At 58.0% G+C, this 19559-nt stretch carries 17 protein-coding genes and 2 tRNA genes; 15 read left to right on the top strand and 4 right to left on the bottom strand.

Features of this window, described 5'->3' with window-relative positions; translation table 11 throughout:
* Window positions 1-5: 5 nt before the first annotated feature.
* Genes dapD through prmB form a run of 4 tightly spaced genes read left to right on the top strand, consistent with a single transcriptional unit; the run spans window position 6 to window position 4065 of the window.
* Window positions 6-821, top strand: a complete 816-nt coding sequence (dapD, locus tag GH663_RS07315) for a 2,3,4,5-tetrahydropyridine-2,6-dicarboxylate N-succinyltransferase (RefSeq protein ID WP_153130991.1) — start codon at window positions 6-8, stop codon at window positions 819-821.
* 30 nt (window positions 822-851) lie between these two features.
* Window positions 852-2039, top strand: coding sequence for a PilT/PilU family type 4a pilus ATPase (locus GH663_RS07310; RefSeq protein ID WP_153130990.1), 1188 nt, complete (start codon window positions 852-854; stop codon window positions 2037-2039).
* Entirely contained in the window at window positions 2039-3172 is a 1134-nt protein-coding gene (gene dapE / locus GH663_RS07305; RefSeq protein WP_153130989.1) for a succinyl-diaminopimelate desuccinylase, read from the top strand. Before GH663_RS07310 ends, dapE begins: the two co-directional genes overlap by 1 nt.
* Window positions 3169-4065 carry a 50S ribosomal protein L3 N(5)-glutamine methyltransferase gene (prmB, locus tag GH663_RS07300; RefSeq protein WP_153130988.1) on the top strand — a complete coding sequence of 299 codons (897 nt, stop codon included), beginning with the start codon at window positions 3169-3171 and terminating at the stop codon, window positions 4063-4065. The genes dapE and prmB overlap by 4 nt, the downstream gene beginning before the upstream one ends.
* A gap of 120 nt (window positions 4066-4185) precedes the next feature.
* On the opposite strand, the gene GH663_RS07295 is transcribed toward prmB, so the two are convergent.
* Together GH663_RS07295 and GH663_RS07290 are read right to left on the bottom strand one after the other, a co-directional pair.
* The gene (locus tag GH663_RS07295) at window positions 4186-5652 is read right to left on the bottom strand and encodes an aminoacyl-histidine dipeptidase (RefSeq protein ID WP_153130987.1); all 1467 of its coding nucleotides are present in this window, start codon (window positions 5650-5652) and stop codon (window positions 4186-4188) included.
* A gap of 57 nt (window positions 5653-5709) precedes the next feature.
* Window positions 5710-5785, bottom strand: a tRNA-His gene (locus GH663_RS07290).
* Between the two features lie 152 nt (window positions 5786-5937).
* Between GH663_RS07290 and tig the strand changes: the two genes are divergently transcribed.
* The 7 genes from tig (at window position 5938) to GH663_RS07255 (ending at window position 13144) form a co-directional block, all read left to right on the top strand.
* Entirely contained in the window at window positions 5938-7242 is a 1305-nt protein-coding gene (gene tig / locus GH663_RS07285; RefSeq protein ID WP_153130986.1) for a trigger factor, read from the top strand.
* Window positions 7243-7298: 56 nt separating this feature from the next.
* Window positions 7299-7928 (top strand): ATP-dependent Clp endopeptidase proteolytic subunit ClpP, encoded by a 630-nt coding sequence (gene clpP / locus GH663_RS07280; protein ID WP_066879212.1) that lies wholly within the window; start codon window positions 7299-7301, stop codon window positions 7926-7928.
* Between the two features lie 14 nt (window positions 7929-7942).
* Complete coding sequence (gene clpX / locus GH663_RS07275) at window positions 7943-9205, top strand: ATP-dependent Clp protease ATP-binding subunit ClpX (RefSeq protein WP_153130985.1); 1263 nt, start codon at window positions 7943-7945, stop codon at window positions 9203-9205.
* Window positions 9206-9272: 67 nt separating this feature from the next.
* Complete coding sequence (lon, locus tag GH663_RS07270; RefSeq protein WP_153130984.1) at window positions 9273-11687, top strand: endopeptidase La; 2415 nt, start codon at window positions 9273-9275, stop codon at window positions 11685-11687.
* A 165-nt stretch (window positions 11688-11852) separates the two neighbouring features.
* Entirely contained in the window at window positions 11853-12125 is a 273-nt protein-coding gene (locus tag GH663_RS07265) for an HU family DNA-binding protein (RefSeq protein ID WP_066879221.1), read from the top strand.
* Between the two features lie 9 nt (window positions 12126-12134).
* Window positions 12135-12210, top strand: a tRNA-Val gene (locus GH663_RS07260).
* 64 nt (window positions 12211-12274) lie between these two features.
* Window positions 12275-13144 (top strand): HDOD domain-containing protein, encoded by an 870-nt coding sequence (locus GH663_RS07255; protein WP_153130983.1) that lies wholly within the window; start codon window positions 12275-12277, stop codon window positions 13142-13144.
* A gap of 8 nt (window positions 13145-13152) precedes the next feature.
* Here GH663_RS07255 and GH663_RS07250 read toward each other — a convergent pair whose 3' ends face one another.
* Window positions 13153-13914: an RNA methyltransferase gene (locus tag GH663_RS07250; protein WP_153130982.1), complete on the bottom strand. Its 762-nt coding sequence runs from the start codon at window positions 13912-13914 to the stop codon at window positions 13153-13155.
* A 66-nt stretch (window positions 13915-13980) separates the two neighbouring features.
* On the opposite strand from GH663_RS07250, the gene GH663_RS07245 reads away from it, so the two are divergent.
* The 4 genes from GH663_RS07245 (at window position 13981) to GH663_RS07230 (ending at window position 18582) form a co-directional block, all read left to right on the top strand.
* Window positions 13981-14793, top strand: coding sequence for an inositol monophosphatase family protein (locus tag GH663_RS07245; protein ID WP_153130981.1), 813 nt, complete (start codon window positions 13981-13983; stop codon window positions 14791-14793).
* Window positions 14794-15174: 381 nt separating this feature from the next.
* Complete coding sequence (locus GH663_RS07240; protein ID WP_153130980.1) at window positions 15175-15519, top strand: STAS domain-containing protein; 345 nt, start codon at window positions 15175-15177, stop codon at window positions 15517-15519.
* Between the two features lie 279 nt (window positions 15520-15798).
* Entirely contained in the window at window positions 15799-17145 is a 1347-nt protein-coding gene (locus tag GH663_RS07235; RefSeq protein ID WP_153130979.1) for a sigma-54 dependent transcriptional regulator, read from the top strand.
* Window positions 17146-17286: 141 nt separating this feature from the next.
* Window positions 17287-18582, top strand: a complete 1296-nt coding sequence (locus GH663_RS07230; protein WP_153130978.1) for an acetate kinase — start codon at window positions 17287-17289, stop codon at window positions 18580-18582.
* Between the two features lie 75 nt (window positions 18583-18657).
* Here GH663_RS07230 and GH663_RS07225 read toward each other — a convergent pair whose 3' ends face one another.
* Window positions 18658-19551 carry a hypothetical protein gene (locus GH663_RS07225; protein WP_153130977.1) on the bottom strand — a complete coding sequence of 298 codons (894 nt, stop codon included), beginning with the start codon at window positions 19549-19551 and terminating at the stop codon, window positions 18658-18660.
* Window positions 19552-19559 lie beyond the last annotated feature (8 nt).

Raw genomic sequence — 19559 nt, 5'->3', positions numbered from 1 at the left:
CCCTCATGAGCCATCCGCTGCAAGCCACCATCGACGACCTCTGGGAACGCCGCACCGAGCTTTCCACCCAATCTACCGACGCCATCAAGATCATCGAATCCGTGATCGGCGACCTGGACAGCGGCAAACTGCGCGTTGCCGAAAAAATCAACGGCGAATGGGTCGTCAACCAGTGGGCCAAGAAAGCCGTGCTGCTCTCCTTCCGCACCCGCGACAACCGCGTCCAGGAAGCCGGCGACGTCCGCTTCTACGACAAGGTCGATACCAAGTTCCAAGGCTGGACCGAGGAACAGTTCAAGGCCGGCGGCTTCCGCGTCGTGCCCGGCGCCTTCGCCCGCAAGGGTTCGTTCATCGCCAAGAACGCCGTACTGATGCCCTCCTTCGTCAACATCGGCGCCTACGTCGATGAAGGCACCATGGTCGACGCCTGGGCCACCGTCGGTTCCTGCGCCCAGATCGGCAAGAACGTGCACCTGTCGGGTGGCGTCGGCATCGGTGGCGTGCTCGAACCGATCCAGGCCGGCCCGGTCATCATCGAAGACAACTGCTTCATCGGCGCCCGTTCGGAAGTCGTCGAAGGCGTCGTCGTCGGCGAGAACTCGGTGATCTCGATGGGCGTATACATCGGCCAGAGCACCCCGATCTACGACCGCGAAACCGGCGAAATCACCTACGGCCGCATCCCGCCGGGTTCGGTCGTGATCTCCGGCAACCTGCCGAAAGATGGTGGCAAGTACAGCCTGTACGCCGCCATCATCGTCAAGAAGGTGGATGCGCAGACCCGTTCGAAGACCAGCATCAACGAACTGCTGCGCGCCTAATCAACGCCTCACGGACCCGGACGTCCCGCCATGATCCTCGACAAACTGTTCCTCCTGATGTCGGAAAAGCAGGCCTCGGATATTTTCATTTCCGCCGGCACGCCGATCCACATCAAGATCCAGGGCAACACCATGCCGGTCAACCAGCAGGTGATGCTGCCCGACATGATCGACAAGATCGCCTACGAACTGATGTCGCCGGAGCAGATCAAGACCTTCGAAAGCACCTGGGAAATGAACCTTTCCTTCGGTGTACCGCAGGTCGGCAACTTCCGGGTCAATATTTTCCGCCAGCGCGGCTCGACCAGCATCGTCGTCCGTTTCATCCTCGGCAACATCCCGGGGCTGGAAAGCCTCGGCCTGCCCTCGGTGCTGTCCGACCTGATCATGGAAAAGCGAGGCCTGATCCTGATCGTCGGCGCCACCGGCTCCGGCAAGTCGACGACCATTGCCTCGATGCTGGATCACCGCAACGCCAACCGTTCCGGCCACATCCTGACCGTTGAAGACCCGATCGAATTCCTGTTCAAGCACAAGAAATCGATCGTCAACCAACGTGAAATCGGCATGGATACGGTCGACTGGCAATCGGCCCTGAAAAACGCCATGCGCCAGGCCCCGGACTGCATCCTGATCGGTGAAATCCGTGACAAGGAAACCATGCAGGCGGCCATCGCCTACGCGCAAACCGGCCACCTTTGCCTGGCCACGCTGCATGCCAACAACAGCTATCACGCGCTGAACCGCATCATCAGCTTTTTCCCGATCGAGAATCGCCCGGCGCTCTTCCTCGACCTCTCGGTCGCCATGCGCGCCATCGTTTCGCAACGCCTGGTCAAGAAGCCGGACGGCAAGCGCATCCCGACCTGCGAAATCATGCTCAACACGCGCCACATCAGCGAACTGATCGAGCGCGGCGAAGTGCAGGCGATCAAGGACGCCATGGAGCAAACCCTGGCCCCGGGCTCGCAGACCTTCGAACAGGACCTCTTCCGCCTCTATCGCGAAGAGGTCATTACCCTCGACGAGGCCCTGGCCAATGCCGACTCGCCGACCAATCTTTCGTGGCTGATCAACAACTCCGAGGCCAGCACCGGTAACGGCCACGAAGAAAAGAAGAGCGATATTGCGCTCGAGTTCGACAGCACCAATCTGGGCGGCACCTCCTTCAAGGAATTCACGCTCAGCCTCTCCGATAACGACGAAGACAACCCCTGATGTCAGACCCCACGCTAGACCTGGCCCAACAAATCATTGCCCGCCCTTCGGTCACCCCGGAAGACGGCGGCTGTTGCGACCTCTTCGCCGAGCGCCTGCAAGCCCTCGGCTTCAGCATCGAATTCATCAACCGCAACGGCGTCACCAACCTCTGGGCGCGCCGCGGCACGACCAAGCCGCTGTTCGTTTTCGCCGGCCACACCGATGTGGTGCCGACCGGCCCGCTGGAAAAATGGACTTCGCCGCCCTTCGCCCCGGAAATCCGCAGTGGCATGCTCTACGGGCGCGGCACGGCCGACATGAAATCGTCCCTCGCTGCGATGTTGACCGCAAGCGAAGCCTTTGTCGCCGCCAACCCGAGCCACCCCGGCTCGCTCGCCTTCCTGCTGACCTCCGATGAAGAAGGCGACGCCAACGACGGCACGATCGCCGTCGTCGAGGCACTGAAGGCGCGCGGCGAACGCCTCGATTTCTGCGTCATCGGCGAACCGACCTCGGTCGACACCCTGGGCGACATGATCAAGAACGGCCGCCGCGGCTCGCTGTCCGGCGTACTCACGGTGAAGGGCATCCAGTGCCATATCGCCTACCCGGAGAAGGGCCGCAACCCGATCCACGAAGCCGCCCCGGCGCTGGCCGAACTGGCTGCCACCGAATGGGACCAAGGCAACGAATATTTCCCGCCGACGACCTGGCAGATCTCCAACATCCACGGCGGTACCGGTGCCACCAACGTCGTCCCGGGCCACGTCGAAATCAAGTTCAATTTCCGCTTCTCGACGGCGAGCACACCGGAAGGCCTGCAACAGCGCCTGCGTGCCATTCTTGAAAACCACAAGCTGGATTACGAGATCAAATGGACGCTCGGCGCTAAGCCTTTCCTGACCGGCCGCGGCCCGCTGGCTGACGCCGCGACGACTGCGATCCGTGAAGTCTGCGCCATCGACACCGAGCTTTCGACGACCGGCGGCACCTCCGACGGCCGCTTCATTGCCGAAATCTGCGAGCAAATGCTGGAAATCGGCCCGGTCAACGCGACCAGCCACAAGATCGACGAATGCGTCGAAGTTGCCGCCCTGCCCAAACTTTCCACCATCTACCGCCGCATTCTCGAACAGACCCTGACCGCATGACTACTGCCGCCAAGAGCGAACTGATCACCGTTCGCGACTATCTCCGCTACGCCGTCAGCCGCTTCAACGCGGCCGGCCTGTTCTTCGGTCACGGCAATGACAACGCCTGGGACGAAGCGGTTTACCTGACGCTGCACACCCTGAACCTGCCGCTCGACCGCCTTGAGCCCTTCCTCGATGCCCGCCTGCTGCCGCACGAGCGCGAGATGCTGCTCGACATCTACAGCCGGCGCAGCCAGGACCGCCTGCCGGCCGCTTACCTGACCCACGAAGCCTGGCTCGGCGAGCACCGTTTCTATGTCGACGAACGCGTCATCGTGCCGCGCTCCTTCATCGCCGAACTGCTGCAGGAACAACTGACGCCTTGGATTGACGATCCCTGGGCCGTCGAGTCGGCACTCGATCTGTGCACCGGGTCCGGCTGCCTGGCCATTCTGACCGCCCTCGCCTTCCCGGAAGCGCAGGTTGATGCGGTCGACCTGTCAAAAGATGCAATTTCCGTCGCCGAACGCAATATCGCCGACTACCACCTGACCGAGCGCATCCAGATCATCCAGTCCGACGCCTTCAGCCAGCTCGACGGCAAACGCTACGACCTGATCATCTCGAATCCACCCTACGTCAATGCCGAATCGGTCGCCGCCCTGCCGCCGGAATACCTGCATGAGCCGGAAATGGCCCTCGGTTCCGGCGACGACGGCCTCGACTTCACCCGCATTATCCTGCGCGAAGCGAAGAAGCATCTGACGGCGAACGGCATTCTCGTCGTCGAAATCGGCCACAACCGCGACGAACTGGAAGCCGCCTACCCGACGCTGCCCTTCACCTGGCTGGATACTGCGGCAGGCGACGAATACGTCTTCCTGCTCCACGCCGCCGACCTGCCCGACTGACCGGCAAAGCGAAGCGGGCCCAGCCCGCTTCGTAACATCGGCAAGCAACTTGTCGGACCGCCTGAGCAAAAATGAGCATCAGGCTGATGCCCATCCAAACACCTCGGCCAGGCAGAGGCTTCAGTTGATTGCCGCCAAAATCGACCGCAACAGATGCCAGCAGCGCCCGACCGAGGCAACTTCGACCGACTCACCCGGCGCATGCGCCCCACGAATCGTCGGACCGAAGGAGACGATATCCAGCCCCGGGTACTTGGCGCCAATGATGCCGCATTCCAGTCCGGCATGAATCACCTGCACCGTCGACTCGGCGGCAAACTCTGCCCGATAGACCGACTGGCACAGCGCCAGCAGCGGTGAAGCCGGGTTCGGCGCCCAGCCCGGGTAATAGCCCGACTTCTCGGCCTTCGTGCCGCTCAACGCAAACAGGCTGACGATCTCGTCGGCCAGCGCTGTACTGCCGCTATCGAGCAGGGAGCGCACCATAAAGTTGCAGGTGCCACCATTCGGGTGCAAATCGACCATCCCCAGGTTATTGGAGGTTTCGACCACGCCCGGCACTTGCCGGCTCATCCGATAGACGCCATGCGGGGCCGCATGTAGCGAGGCTAGCCAGACTGCCTGCTCGGCCGGCGCCATGACCTGCACACAAGTAGCATTCGATAGTTCCAGTTGCAGACCGGCCTCGACGCCGAGCAATTCCTGGCGCAAAGATGCCTGCATCTGCGCCAGCCATTGCGGCAACACCTGCATCGCCTCAGCCGACAACGCCAGCGTTGCGCTCGCCTCGCGCGGCAGCGCATTGCGGGCCGAACCACCCTGTAGCGCCGCCAGGCGCAGCGGGAATACTGCCTCCAGTTCGCGCAGCACACGGACCAGCAACTTAATGGCGTTACCCCGCTCTTCGTGGATATTGACGCCCGAATGCCCGCCGCGCAGACCGCGCAGGCTGATCCGGCATGCCTGCAAATCCGCCAGCAACGGCTCGGTTTGCCCCTGCCGCTCGATGTTTACATCAAGCCCGCCAGCGCAGCCCAGGTAAAACTCACCCCATTCCTCGGTATCGAGATTGAGCATCAGGCGCCCCTGCAAAACACCGGAGGCCAGGCCGCGGGCACCGCCCATGCCGGCCTCTTCATCAACCGTCAGCAGCGCCTCCAGTGGCCCATGCACAAGATCCTGCGCCTCCAGCGCAGCCAGAATCAGCGCCACGCCGATGCCGTTATCGGCACCCAGCGTCGTCTCGTCGGCCATCAGCCAGCCATCGCGCAGCACCGGGCAGATCGGATCACGGGAAAAGTCATGAGCGCTCTCGCTGTTCTTCTGGCAAACCATATCCAGATGCGCCTGCAAGACGACAGCCGGCACGTTTTCACGCCCCGGACTCGCCGCCTTCCTGATAATCAGGTTGCCCGCAGCGTCTACCGCAGCACTCAGGCCGCGGGCCACCGCCCAACGCTGCAGCTTTTCGCGCAACAGACCTTCCGCCTTGGAAGCACGCGGTGTTTCGCAAAGGGTGGCGAAATGAGCCCATACCGCCGCCGGTTGAAGATCAAGGAAAACTGTGGGGAGGTTGGCTGGTGACATGCGGCAACTCCAAAGAGAAAACCCCCGAGAGCCTTTCGACTTTCGGGGGTTGAATTCTGGGGCGACTGATGGGGCTCGAACCCACGACAACCGGAATCACAATCCGGGACTCTACCAACTGAGCTACAGCCGCCGCTGAAGAAGGCCCGCATTGTAGGGGCTTCTCCTGCAACTGTCTACAGACTTTTCAAATAAGTTTGAAAAAAATGCTGGCATTCCGCGTTTGGTCTACCGTGATAGAATCGTCCGCTTTATTTTTCGGCCCTGTTGTCACAAGGAATCCTCATGGAAGCAACTACTGCACAAGCTAACGAACTCGAACGCCGCGTCGACCTCTCCATCGCCATCGCCGATGTCGAGAAGGAAATGGAACAACGCCTGAAGCGCATGGGCAAGAACGTCAAGATGTCCGGCTTCCGTCCGGGCAAGGTTCCGTTCAGCATCGTCAAGCAGCAGTACGGTGACCAGGCTCGCCACGAAGTACTGTCCGAACAACTTGACCGCGTTTTCGGCGAAACCGTTACTGAAAAGAAGATGCGCGTTGCCGGTTACCCGCGCATCGAGCCGAAGACCAGCGAAAGCACCTCGCACCTCGAGTTCTCCGCCATCTTCGAGGTTTATCCGGAATTTACACCGGGTGACCTGTCCACCGCAGAAGTCGAACGTCCGGTACTCGAAGTCAGCGCCGTCGAAGTCGACAAGACCCTCGACATCCTGCGCAAACAGCGCGTTTCCTACGCTGACGCCGACCGCGCAGCCGCCAAGGAAGACCGCGTCGTTATCGACTTCCTCGGCAAGAAGGACGGCGTGCCGTTCGCCGGCGGCGAAGCCAAGGATTACCCGTTCGTCCTCGGCCAGGGCATGATGCTGCCCGACTTCGAGAATGCCGTTGAAGGCGCCAAAGCCGGCGAGTCCAAGACTTTCGACCTGACCTTCCCGGCCGATTACCACGCCAAGGATCTGGCTGGCCAAACGGTCCAGTTCGACATCACCGTCAAGCAGGTGCAAGCCCCGGTCCTGCCGGAACTCGACGCCGAATTCGCGACCAGCATGGGCATTGCCGACGGCGACGTCAGCAAGATGCGCAGCGAAATCGAAGCCAACCTGAAGCGTGAAGTGAAGCGCCGCATCGAGGCCAAGCTAAAGGACCAGGTCATGGAAGCCCTGCTCAAGGCCAACCCGATTACCGTCCCGACCGCTCTGGTCGACATGGAAATCCAGCGCCTGATGCAAGCAGCCCGCCAGGACATGGAACAGCGCGGCATGAAAACCAAGGATTTCCCGATCCAGCCGGAATGGTTTGCCGACCAGGCCAAGCGTCGCGTTTCGCTGGGCCTGATTCTTGCTGAAGTCGTCAAGACGGAAAAGCTGCAGGCGAGCCCGGAACAAGTCCGTGCGATGGTCGAAGAAACTGCGGCCTCCTACGAACAGCCGGAAGAAGTTATCCGCTGGTACTACGCTCAGCCGCAACGCCTGCAGGAAGTTGAAGGTGTCGCAATTGAAAACAACGTCGTGGCGTGGGTGCTGGGTAAGGCCAAGGTCACCGACAAGGCTGCCGTATTTGATGAACTCATGGGTCAGAAGCAGTAATCTGAACATCGTCACAAAAACGACAAACGTCTGAAATGCAACAGAGAAGGGCTGACATGAATATCGACAACGCAAGCAACTGGGATCCGCAGGCTCTGGGCCTCGTCCCGATGGTGGTTGAACAGAGCGGACGCGGTGAGCGCGCGTACGACATCTATTCGCGCCTGCTGAAGGAGCGGGTGATTTTTCTTGTCGGCCCGGTCAACGACGCCAGCGCCAACCTGGTCGTCGCCCAATTGCTGTTCCTTGAAGCGGAAAACCCGGACAAGGACATTTACTTCTACATCAATTCGCCGGGTGGCTCGGTGACAGCTGGCATGTCGATCTACGACACCATGCAGTTCATCAAGCCCGACGTGTCGACGCTGTGTATCGGCCAGGCCGCCTCGATGGGCGCCTTCCTGCTCAACGCCGGCGCCAAGGGCAAGCGTTTCGCGCTGCCCAACTCGCGCGTAATGATTCACCAGCCGCTGGGCGGCTTCCAGGGCCAGGCCTCGGATATTGCCATCCACGCCAAGGAAATCCTGTCGATTCGCGATCGCCTGAACCGGATCATGGCCGAACACAGCGGCCAGCCGCTCGAGCGCATCGAAAAAGACACCGACCGCGACAATTTCCTGTCGGCGGTCGAAGCGGCGGAATATGGTTTGATCGACAAGGTGTTGACCCGCCGCGATGCGGCTTAAGCAAGGAGATACAGATGTCTAAAGGCGGCCAGGAAAAACTGCTCTACTGCTCCTTCTGCGGCAAAAGCCAGCATGAAGTCAAAAAGCTCATCGCCGGTCCGTCGGTGTTCATCTGTGACGAGTGCATTGCACTCTGCAACGACATCATCCGCGACGAACTCCCCGAAGAAGCTGCCAAGGCAGGTCGTTCCGATCTGCCGACGCCGCGCGAAATCAGCTCCATCCTCGACCAGTATGTAATCGGCCAGGAAGTCGCCAAGCGCATTCTCGCCGTTGCGGTGTACAACCATTACAAGCGCCTGCGCCACACCGCCAAGAACACCGGCGAAGTGGAACTGGCGAAGAGCAACATCCTGCTGATCGGGCCGACCGGTTCGGGCAAGACCCTGCTCGCCCAGACATTGGCTCGCATGCTCAACGTGCCCTTCGTGATGGCCGACGCGACGACGCTGACCGAAGCCGGTTACGTCGGCGAGGACGTCGAAAACATCATCCAGAAGCTGCTGCAGAAATGCGACTACGACGTCGAGAAGGCGCAGCAGGGCATTGTCTACATTGACGAAATCGACAAGATTTCACGCAAGTCCGACAATCCGTCGATTACCCGTGACGTTTCGGGCGAAGGTGTGCAGCAGGCCCTGCTCAAATTAATCGAAGGCACCACCGCCTCGATCCCGCCGCAGGGCGGCCGCAAGCACCCCAACCAGGACTTCGTCCAGGTTGACACGACCAATATCCTGTTCATTTGCGGCGGTGCTTTCGCCGGCCTTGAGAAGGTGATCCAGAAGCGCTCCGAAAAGGGTGGGATCGGCTTCGGCGCCGAAGTAAAGAGCAAGGATGACGGCAAAGCCGTCGGCAAGGTTCTACTCGAAACCGAACCGGAAGATCTGATCAAGTTCGGCCTGATTCCCGAACTGATCGGTCGACTGCCGGTGGTCGCCACCCTGCAGGAGCTGGAAGAAGAAGCCCTGGTGCAGATTCTGACCGAGCCAAAGAACGCCCTGGTCAAGCAATACCAGAAGCTGTTCAGCATGGAAGACGTCGAACTGGAAATCCGCCCCGGCGCCCTTTCTGCCATCGCCAAGAAGGCCCTGGAACGCAAAACCGGCGCCCGCGGCCTACGCTCGATCATGGAACATGCCCTGCTTGACACGATGTACGAACTTCCCGGCATGGAAAATGTCGAAAAGATCGTCATCGATGAAAACATGATCACCGGCGACACCCCGCCGCTGCTTATTTACGCCGATCAGCCAAAGGTTTCCGGCTCAAACTGAGCCGGGACTTGAATTGCGGTTTCCCGCCCCCACCTAGGGGGCACATACCTATTTCAAAGGCTTCGTAATGTCGAACCCCAACACGCTCCCGGAAACCGTCGAACTGCCGCTGCTGCCGTTGCGCGATGTCGTCGTCTTCCCGCACATGGTCATCCCCCTCTTCGTCGGCCGCCCGAAATCGATCAAGGCCCTCGAAATGGCCATGGAAGCCGGCAAGAACATCCTGCTGGTCGCCCAGAAATCGGCCGCCAAGGACGATCCGGAGCCGGAAGACCTCTACCGCATTGGCTGCATGGCCAATATCCTGCAAATGCTCAAGCTGCCGGACGGCACCGTCAAGGTGCTGGTCGAAGGCACCCAGCGTGCCCGCGTCGAAGCCATCGAGGTGCAATCCTCGGTCTTCATGGCAACGGCCGCCCCCTTGCCGCAAGCCGCGATTGAAGATCACGAGATCGAAGCCATGCGCCGCGCGGTGGTTGCCCAGTTCGATCAGTTCGTCAAACTGAACAAGAAGATTCCGCCGGAGGTTCTCTCCTCCATCGCTGGCATCGAAGACGCCGGCCGCCTGGCCGATACCATCGCCGCTCACCTGCCACTCAAGCTGGAACAGAAGCAGGAAGTGCTGGAGATGGAAAGCATCCGCGACCGCATCGACCGCCTGCTCTCCCAACTGGAATCCGAGATCGACATCCTGCAGGTCGAAAAGCGCATCCGTGGCCGCGTCAAGCGCCAGATGGAGAAGAGCCAGCGCGAGTACTACTTGAACGAACAGGTCAAGGCGATCCAAAAGGAACTCGGCGAAGGCGAAGAAGGTGCCGACCTCGAAGAGTTGGACAAGAAGATCAAGGCCGCCGGCATGAGCAAGGAAGGCCTGGCCAAGGCTCAGGGCGAGCTGAAGAAGCTGCGCCTGATGTCGCCGATGTCGGCCGAAGCCACCGTCGTCCGCAATTTCATCGAAACGCTGATCGGCCTACCCTGGCGCAAGAAGACGCGGATCAGCAAGGATCTGCACGAAGCGGAAAAGGTTCTCGACACGGACCACTATGGCCTGGAGAAGGTCAAGGAGCGCATCGTCGAGTATCTCGCGGTGCAACAGCGCGTCGACAAGGTCAAGGCACCGATCCTCTGCCTGGTTGGCCCCCCGGGTGTCGGCAAGACCTCGCTCGGCCAGTCCATCGCCAAGGCAACGAACCGCAAGTTCGTGCGCATGGCGCTCGGCGGCGTCCGTGACGAAGCCGAAATCCGCGGCCATCGCCGCACCTACATCGGTTCGATGCCGGGCAAGATCCTGCAGAGCCTGACCAAGGTCGGCGTCCGCAACCCGCTTTTCCTGCTCGACGAAGTGGACAAGCTCGGCCAGGATTTCCGTGGCGACCCCTCTTCCGCATTGCTGGAAGTCCTTGATCCGGAACAGAACCACACCTTCCAGGATCATTACGCCGAGGTTGATTTCGATCTTTCCGACGTCATGTTCGTGGCAACCGCCAATACCCTGAACATTCCCGCTCCGCTGCTCGACCGGATGGAAGTCATTCGCCTGTCCGGCTACACGGAAGACGAGAAGGTCAATATCGCCATGCGCTATCTGCTGCCCAAGCAGATCAAGAACAATGGCTTGAAGAAGACTGAAATTGCCGTGGCTGACAGCGCCATTCGCGACATCGTCCGCTACTACACCCGAGAAGCCGGCGTCCGAGCTCTGGAACGGGAAATCTCCAAGATTTGCCGCAAGGTAGTCAAGACTCTGGTACTCAAGAAGCGCGACACGAAGATTGCGGTCAACGCCCGCAATCTGGACAAATTCCTCGGCGTGCAGCGTTACAGCTTTGGCATGGCCGAGAAGGAAAACCAGGTCGGCCAGGTTACCGGTCTGGCATGGACGGAAGTCGGCGGCGAATTGCTGACCATCGAATGCGCCAACATGCCTGGGAAAGGCAATATCCTGCGCACAGGCTCGCTGGGCGACGTCATGAAGGAGTCGGTCGAAGCTGCCCGCTCCGTGGTCCGCGCCCGCTCACGCCGCCTCGGCATCAAGGATGAAGCGTTTGAGAAGACCGACATCCACATTCACGTTCCGGAAGGCGCCACGCCCAAGGACGGGCCGTCTGCAGGCATTGCAATGACCACGGCACTGGTATCTTCCTACACCGGTATCCCGGTCCGCTGTGAAGTTTGCATGACGGGCGAGATCACCTTGCGTGGCGAGGTACTGGCCATCGGCGGTCTCAAGGAAAAGTTGCTGGCCGCCGTGCGTGGCGGCTTGAAGACAGCCTTGATCCCGGAAGAGAACGTCAAGGACCTCACCGAGATCCCTGACAACATCAAAAACAAGATCGAGATCGTCCCGGTCAAATGGATCGATCAGGTACTGGAGCGCGCACTGGAGCGCAAACCGGAAGCCTTGCCGGAGCAATCCGAGCAAAGTTCAGGCGTCGCAGCGGGCGCCGACAGCACTGCAGCGCAGACCATCCTTACTCATTGATTTGAAAGGAAGAGCATGCCGGACCATTCGTCCAGCATGCTCTTCCGGCTGCTCCGCACCGGCGAATGCCGCCAGAATCCGCTTGACACAAGGATTTCGGCAGAGATATAAATCCGTCCTCACAAAATTTTTGCCGTTCAAATCCTTCCATTTAGGGGACTCAAGATGAATAAAACTGAACTGATCGATCAGATTGCTGCTTCTGCTGACATTTCCAAGGCAGCCGCTGCTCGCGCCCTCGACGCCACCGTTGCAGCCGTCAAGGATGCGCTGAAGGCCGGCGATACCGTCAGCCTGATCGGTTTTGGTACTTTCTACGTGGGCGAGCGCGCTGCCCGCACCGGCCGCAATCCGCGCACCGGCAAGACCCTTGAAATCAAGGCCGCCAAGTCGCCGAAGTTCCGCGCTGGCAAGGGTCTGAAAGACGCCATCAACTAATAGCTTTCCGGGTGCTTAGCTCAGTTGGTAGAGCGTCGCCCTTACAAGGCGAATGTCGGCGGTTCGACCCCGTCAGCACCCACCAAGACTCCTGAAAAGGATTACATTAACCCCGCTCCCGTAGCGGGGTTTTTGTTGGGAAGGATCAAATGACTGCGCAGCAAGATGACAACAAGACCGGTGATGCGCTCAGAGCCCAGCGTTTTGAGATGCTGGCAGACATCGCCAAGGAACTCGCTGGCGAAGTTGTGTTTCCCACTTACTTCGATGCAGTCTTGCGCCTTCGCAAGACACTCCAGGACCCCAACCAATCGCTCGGCAGGATCGCTGCCGCAGTCGCTGTTGAGCCGCTGATCAGCGCCAAACTGCTGCACCTCGCCAACTCAGTCGCCTTCAACCCTGGCGGCACCGAAGTGTTTGATCTTCAAGCAGCCATCGCCCGCCTCGGCATCAACGTGGTACGCAGCACTGCGCTGTCCATTGTCATGACCCAGCTTCTCCGGGCCAAAGGCATGGCCGCTTACAGCGAGCTGACCCACACCCTTTGGGATCATTCGATCAACACTGCCGCCGCCGCTCGCATCATTGCCCGCAAGCTGACCCGCATCAACCCGGAAGAGGCAATGCTGGCCGGCCTGATTCACGATCTGGGGGCCTTCTACATGCTCTATCGTGCAACACAGTACGAGGAGCTAAGCCACCGGCCGGAGAGCGTCAAATACTTGATCATCCAATGGCATGAAAGCATCGGTGTTTCGCTGCTTAACGCGCTTGGCTTGCCCGAAGAAATTGTCAAGGCGACGGAAGATCACGATCGCCTGCGCCCACCGCCCAACCCCGTGCGTACCCTGACCGACGTGGTTTACGTGGCAAACATGCTGGCTGGCGGACATTTTGAATGGACGATGCAGGATCTGCCGATGTGCTCCACAGACCTGGAGGCACTTGAGACCCACTTTGCCGATATCAGACCCGAGATCGAAGCGGAAGCCTCACAAATGCGCGCCAGCTTCGCTTAAATAGGCAATCAATCCTTGCGTCCGTAGCCGGTCTTGACCTGGGTCGAGGCCAGTACGCCGCGCAAAATATTGATTTCATCTTTTTCGAGACGTACCCGCCCAAACAAGCGCCGCAATTTCGGCATCAAACGTCCCGGCTGTTCGGGATTAAAGAAGCCGGTGTCGGTCATGATTTTTTCAAGATGACCATACAGCCCCTCGACCTCATCAAGCGTCGCCGGCTGCGAAGCAAACGGAGTCACCCCTTGCACTCGGATCGGTGGCTGACCAGCAAATGCGGCCATCCGGCTTTCATAGCATAGCACCTGGACGGCAGAGCCCAGGTTTAGGGAACTGAAGTCTGGGTTGGTCGGAATCGTGACTGCAGCTTGGCAATGCAGAATCTCCTCATTGCTCAACCCCATGGTCTCGTTGCCGAACACCAGCGCCACCTCCCCCTGCTCCGCCTCGCGTAACAGGCGAGCCACCGTTTCACGCGGCGCACCGATCTCCGGTCCCAAATCACGCTGCCTGGCAGACAAGGCAACCGCAAATATCGTCCCAGCCAAAGCATCTTTCAGCGAACTGGTGATATTGGCTGCCTGAAGGAGGTCGACCGCGCCAGTTGCCCGCACATCGGCCTCGGGATCGGGAAACTGTTTAGGCTCCACCAGATACAGACTGGACAATCCCATCGTCTTCATCGCCCGCGCCGCAGCACCGATGTTGCCCGGATGACTCGGACGGCACAGAACAACTCTGATGCGCGAGAGCAGGAGTTGAGGGTTCATAGTGTAAAATCCAGTCTTTCAAATATAAATCGGGTGGCCTCGGCCACCCGTTAGCTCTTTAAGCCCATGCATCCAGCCCTGAATATCGCCATCAAGGCGGCGCGCCGCGCCGGCCAGATCATCAACCGCGCCTCCAACGACCTCGACTTGCTGAAGGTTTCGACCAAGCAACCGAACGACTTCGTCACTGAAGTCGACAGAGCGGCCGAAGCTTCGATCATCGAAACCCTGCAGGAGGCCTATCCCGGCTACGGCATTTTAGCAGAGGAGTCTGGCGAGACTGCCGGCAAGGGCAACAACGATGCCGAATATCAGTGGATCATCGACCCGCTCGATGGCACTACCAACTTCATTCATGGCATGCCCCAATACGCTGTCTCCATCGCCCTGGCCAAGGCCGGGGTCGTTGAGCAAGCGGTGGTGTTCGATCCCAATCGCAATGAGCTGTTCACCGCCAGCAAGGGCGCAGGCGCCTTCCTCAATGAGCGCCGTATCCGCGTTTCCAAACGGCTCAAACTTCAGGATGCACTGATCGGTACCGGCTTCCCGTACCGCCAGTTTCAACACATCGATAGCTACCTGGCCATCTTCAAGGAATTGGCCCAGAAGACAGCCGGTTTGCGCCGCCCCGGAGCCGCTTCACTCGACCTCGCCTACGTCGCCTGTGGCCGCTACGATGCTTTCTGGGAGTTCGGCCTTGCTCCATGGGACATGGCGGCAGGTTCTCTGCTGATTTCTGAAGCGGGCGGGCTGGTCAGCGATCTGCGCGGCGAAACCAACTATCTCGAAACCGGCAACATCATTGCCGGCACCCCGAAGGTTTTCTCTCCGCTCCTCAATCTGATTCAGGAAAAACTACCCGAATCCGTGCGCGGCTAAGTTTCTCCAGCCATAACCCAAAAGCGCCGATATGGCGCTTTTTTGTTTTTTAGTAGCCCATATGCAATGGGGTGGCATCTTTTCTCCCAGGAAATGAAGTGCCAGATGGCTACACAAAAACACCTAGCCCCACTCCCCGAGAATACGTATAAAAATACACACTTCCCGGAATTACCCACTTCACGCCAAGACAACAGAATCGGATTAAGAAAATACCGAGCAGCATGGGCGGGAAGACGCTTGGAAGCATCTGTCATTGATCAGGACAACCTCTAAATAAAAAACTAAAGGTTGGAATGATAAAAACGATGTGCTTGATTTCCAGTCTTTATCTTCCGTTATCTCGGTTAAAAACGGACTAACAAATATGCTGGAGACACCATGAAAATCACACTCAATGGCACGGGTAATGATCATTGCCTGGTTTTTGAGGGCAGCATGACCTGCAAGTTCGCCCGCGAAATAGAAAACAGCATTATCGACATGATGCGCCGACATCCGAGAATTAACGTAGACCTGTCACGAGTTCACGAAATTGATCGATGCGGCATACATCTGCTTTCCGTATTAAAAAGCTTTGGCGGTGATGCAGTGAAAATCATCGCAACCTCGCCCGAAGTCGAAGTGAGGCTGCATCAGCTCTCTCCGATCCACTGCCATACTCGGCCAGGCAGCAGCGCCTCAAAGTTCAGAAAATCCCCTGCAATGCAGGCCGCTTCTTTGTGATTTGAGATCACAAACGCTGCAACGCAAACATTCACAAGATAGCGAGTGAATGCGTGGAATAGTGATATGCATTGAGCACAGCATTAATTCCACCTTGTTGCGCTTTCCTTCACCTCACCAAACGCCGAATACCGATATCACCGTAGGGGATTTAGCGTCGTACGAGTATTTTATATTTATCCGAAATAAATAAAACTTTCCCTTAGTCAGGAATATTGACTGTAAACATAAGCCATCAACCATATAGACAATATTAAATTCAATTTCGTGGGGAAAAGAATGACAACCAGAAGCGTAGTTCTGATCGATCCGCAGAGTTACATTAGCCAGCAAATACAAAAACTGGTGATTGAGAATATTAATTTTTTTTGCGTTGAATCAACGGTGGACGCAAAGAATCTTTTATCCAGACAACCATGCTCTGTCGGCTTGGTTATCCTCGACCGATCGCTACAGGACAGCCTGGAAGAAGTAGAGTCGCTCGTCGCGGCAACAGCAAAGACCGAGTGGATTGCACTGGTTGCCCCAGCGTATATGGAAATGGCCAATGTTCGTTCATTTGTCGCCAATGCATTTTACGACTATCACACCTTACCGGTCGACCTGCAGCGCCTGCTTATGACGATTGGCCACGCCTGCGGTATCGCTCATCTCAGGCTTTCGCTCGCCAAGAAAGAGAATGCAGATTCCGGCCACTTTGGCATTCACGGTAATAGCGCCATCATGCAGAGCTTCTTTCAACGACTCGACAAGGTGATCAATGCCGACCTCGCTGTATTGATTGGCGGCGAAACCGGGACCGGCAAAGAGTTGGTTGCCCAAGCCATCCACGGTCACTCTCGGCGCTCCAAGGGGCCATTTGTTGCGGTCAACTGTGGCGCAGTCCCGCAAAACCTCATTCAGTCGGAACTCTTTGGTCATGAGCGCGGTGCATTCACCGGTGCGCAACAAAGAAAGATCGGCAGCATTGAAGCTGCGAATGGCGGGGTGCTGTTTCTCGATGAGATCGGCGATTTGCCGCTCAACATGCAAGCGAACCTGCTCAGAGTATTGCAGGAACGCACGATCACCCGGCTCGGCTCCACCCAACCGGTTCCAGTGGACTTTCGCATCATTGCCGCCACCCACGTAGACCTGCAGCAGGCCATTCAGAACGGCAGCTTCCGGGAAGACCTGTATTACCGCCTCAGCGTCATCCAGCTTGATTTACCGCCGCTGCGCAGTCGGGATGGGGATGTTCCATTACTGGCCGAGGTAATTTTCAAACGACTTTCAGCCAATAACCCGCACTGCCGGGCAAACGGGTTCACCAGTCAAGCATTGCGGGTGATGAGCGCATACCGCTGGCCAGGCAATGTCCGCGAACTGATCAACCGGATTCACCGCGCCGTGATTCTGTGTGAAGGCAAGCTGATCGGCGTCAGCGACCTTGGGCTGGATGCCCATGTCGACATTCCAGAAGCCAAGACACTGGAGGATGCAAGAGCCTCTCTTGATCGTAGCATTCTCGAAATAAGTCTGCGCAATAACGGGAACAACGTATCCCGAGCCGCGCGTCAGCTTGGTGTGTCACGCGTTACCTTTTATCGGATGATGAACAAGCACAACATTGCGGCAACCCATTAAACAAATTTCGTCGCGCTCTGACTACCGGTAATCAGGTAGCCGATTAATTACATTTTGGTATTCCTCTCTCCTATTAGCGCCCATATGATTCCAAGGTAAAAAATACCAATTACATATGGGATTTTCGTGATCAAAAGAGGAATGATGCCCGGCATCAAAGTAACCGGACACCACTTGGCCGGAGCGCTGGCTCTGGTTTTCGCCGGAATGGCACAAGGCGCCGAGTTGACGCCAGAGGATGAGCAATTCCTTCGCAAGCAGATCATCGAACAATCCAAACAGCTTGACGCACTCAAGCGACAAATGGCAGAAACAGACGCCAAGTTGCTTGAGATGCAAAGAATCCTCAACAAGGAAAAACTCCGCACAACGCGGGCGACAGGTACAACCCCGCCCCAAGGGGGCACCTCCCCATCATTCGATCTGGCTCAGGCACCGCAAGCACAGCCAAAGAACCAACCAGAACCGGTCGGTCAGCCCGATGAACGAGTTCGTCCGCAACAGATTGCGCAGATCTTCGAACAACCTGGCGTACTGACGCCTCGCGGCAAATTCATGCTTGAACCGGGGTTGCAGTACGGCTACTCATCAAGCAATCGAATTTCCCTAGTGGGCTACACGATTATTCCGGCGCTACTGATCGGCCTGATCGATGTGAAGGAAGTAAAGCGCAACACCTTCACTCCCAGTCTGACTGCTCGCTGGGGGATTACCAACCGCCTCGAACTGGAAGCCAAGCTTCCCTATGTCTATCGTTACGACAGTGTCATATCGCGCCCACTTAACTTGGGTGCGGCACGTGATGAGGTTTTCAACAGTACGGGTTCCGGCATTGGTGACTTTGAAATGACCGGTCGCTACCAGTTGAACGATGGTGGCGTCGACAGCCCTTATTACATTGCATCGATGCGCTTCAAGAGCCGCACCGGCAAAGACCCGTTTGAAGTTGAAACGGATACTCTCGCTCCCGGCAGAATTTCCAACGAATTGCAGCGGGAACTACCCACCGGCTCCGGCTTTTATACCCTCCAGCCTGGCTTGACAGTACTTTATCCTAGCGACCCGGCGGTCTTCTTCGGTGGTATCAGCTATCAGTACAACATGAAACGCTCTGGCGTCTCGATGAATACCACCAACGGCCCGGTCGCAATCGGCGAAGTCGAACCCGGTGGGGTGTTCGGGTTTAACTTCGGCATGGGCTTGGCACTTAACGACCGCTCGTCGTTCAGCATCGGCTATGACCACGCTTCGGTCGGCGTAACCAAAATCAATGGCACGACTGCCCTCAACTCGGTTCGTACCGAATTGGGCACCCTGCTCCTTGGCTACTCACATCGGGTAAACAAGACCACGTCATTGAACGTTTCGGTCGGTGCCGGCGTAACGCGAGACACCCCGGACATACAGCTCTCCGTTCGCTTGCCGATGACTTTCTGAGTCACTTGAAATCAAAGGCCACCGCCGGATTTCGCAACGGTGGCCGGCGTTTTTTAGTGGCTGCTAGGGCAGCTACTAACGACGCAGGGAGTTAACGATTCCGTCATGCACGGCGGACTGCACTGACATCGCACGCATCATTTGTGCACTATTTACCGTCGCATTGATGGTCGTCACATTCTGGATTGTCTGATTATTCAGCGTGTTCTGAATCACGGTGCCCCCCAGGTTTGCACCAACCTGAGCGGCAAAGCTGTTACCGGCACCGTTCTGCACCACACCGATCGAGCCTGGCGTAGCGCCGGAAACCACTACCTGAGGGGCCACGCCACCACCAACAGCTCCTTGCAAGTCCTTGACGTTGAGTACAGTCGAGGTTACGAGCTGGCCGTTGATGAATACCGCCCGTTCAATCCCAAAGGAAACTTTGAGGTTGCTATCGGCAAATTCAAACCCCCCGCGAATATCATCAAGCGACTCATCGGCCAAAGCCAGACGATTGTTGTCAAATGGGCTAGAGGTGCCCTTGGTCGGCTCAATGGCCTGTATTTCAACTCTTTTCTGTTCGACGTAGGCAGAACTTGTCTGACTCCGGCGGTCAACAGACTCAAAATCCGAAAAACCGTTTTCAGGAAAACCGGGCATTTCCGGCGTCACAACCAGTAAGACATCCTTGCCCAAGCATTCCACGGGCTCAACCGTATCCAGCGGCCAACTCGCCAAGGCCAATAACTCGGGGGCCACTTCCAGTGAACGGCGTATCGCCAATTCGCAGGCACTGGTCAATAGTTCAGTATGCGTCAGCAGTGCGCTCGGAACCGTATCGACCTTGCCACGATCACGACTCGTGCCATCCAGACCATGCGCCAGTGGTTTGCTGGCAAACCAACTGGCTGCCGAAATGCAGACCAGGAGGGAAATGCCCATCTTGCCGGCTTGCCTGGTTGAACCTGGATCGCGCGGACTCATCGCCAGGC

It is taken from the genome of Dechloromonas hortensis, assembly GCF_009469765.1.
GTDB classification, from domain to species: domain Bacteria; phylum Pseudomonadota; class Gammaproteobacteria; order Burkholderiales; family Rhodocyclaceae; genus Azonexus; species Azonexus hortensis.
This window is presented reverse-complemented; position numbering and strand designations above follow the sequence as displayed.

What these genes read in the sequence shown, in the direction of transcription:
- dapD (WP_153130991.1), top strand. Translation starts at nt 6, where the DNA reads ATGAGCCATCCGCTGCAAGCCACCATCGACGACCTCTGGGAACGCCGC.
- GH663_RS07310 (WP_153130990.1), top strand. Translation starts at nt 852, where the DNA reads ATGATCCTCGACAAACTGTTCCTCCTGATGTCGGAAAAGCAGGCCTCG.
- dapE (WP_153130989.1), top strand. Translation starts at nt 2,039, where the DNA reads ATGTCAGACCCCACGCTAGACCTGGCCCAACAAATCATTGCCCGCCCT.
- prmB (WP_153130988.1), top strand. Translation starts at nt 3,169, where the DNA reads ATGACTACTGCCGCCAAGAGCGAACTGATCACCGTTCGCGACTATCTC.
- GH663_RS07295 (WP_153130987.1), bottom strand. Translation starts at nt 5,652, where the DNA reads ATGTCACCAGCCAACCTCCCCACAGTTTTCCTTGATCTTCAACCGGCG.
- tig (WP_153130986.1), top strand. Translation starts at nt 5,938, where the DNA reads ATGGAAGCAACTACTGCACAAGCTAACGAACTCGAACGCCGCGTCGAC.
- clpP (WP_066879212.1), top strand. Translation starts at nt 7,299, where the DNA reads ATGAATATCGACAACGCAAGCAACTGGGATCCGCAGGCTCTGGGCCTC.
- clpX (WP_153130985.1), top strand. Translation starts at nt 7,943, where the DNA reads ATGTCTAAAGGCGGCCAGGAAAAACTGCTCTACTGCTCCTTCTGCGGC.
- lon (WP_153130984.1), top strand. Translation starts at nt 9,273, where the DNA reads ATGTCGAACCCCAACACGCTCCCGGAAACCGTCGAACTGCCGCTGCTG.
- GH663_RS07265 (WP_066879221.1), top strand. Translation starts at nt 11,853, where the DNA reads ATGAATAAAACTGAACTGATCGATCAGATTGCTGCTTCTGCTGACATT.
- GH663_RS07255 (WP_153130983.1), top strand. Translation starts at nt 12,275, where the DNA reads ATGACTGCGCAGCAAGATGACAACAAGACCGGTGATGCGCTCAGAGCC.
- GH663_RS07250 (WP_153130982.1), bottom strand. Translation starts at nt 13,914, where the DNA reads ATGAACCCTCAACTCCTGCTCTCGCGCATCAGAGTTGTTCTGTGCCGT.
- GH663_RS07245 (WP_153130981.1), top strand. Translation starts at nt 13,981, where the DNA reads ATGCATCCAGCCCTGAATATCGCCATCAAGGCGGCGCGCCGCGCCGGC.
- GH663_RS07240 (WP_153130980.1), top strand. Translation starts at nt 15,175, where the DNA reads ATGAAAATCACACTCAATGGCACGGGTAATGATCATTGCCTGGTTTTT.
- GH663_RS07235 (WP_153130979.1), top strand. Translation starts at nt 15,799, where the DNA reads ATGACAACCAGAAGCGTAGTTCTGATCGATCCGCAGAGTTACATTAGC.
- GH663_RS07230 (WP_153130978.1), top strand. Translation starts at nt 17,287, where the DNA reads ATGATGCCCGGCATCAAAGTAACCGGACACCACTTGGCCGGAGCGCTG.
- GH663_RS07225 (WP_153130977.1), bottom strand. Translation starts at nt 19,551, where the DNA reads ATGAGTCCGCGCGATCCAGGTTCAACCAGGCAAGCCGGCAAGATGGGC.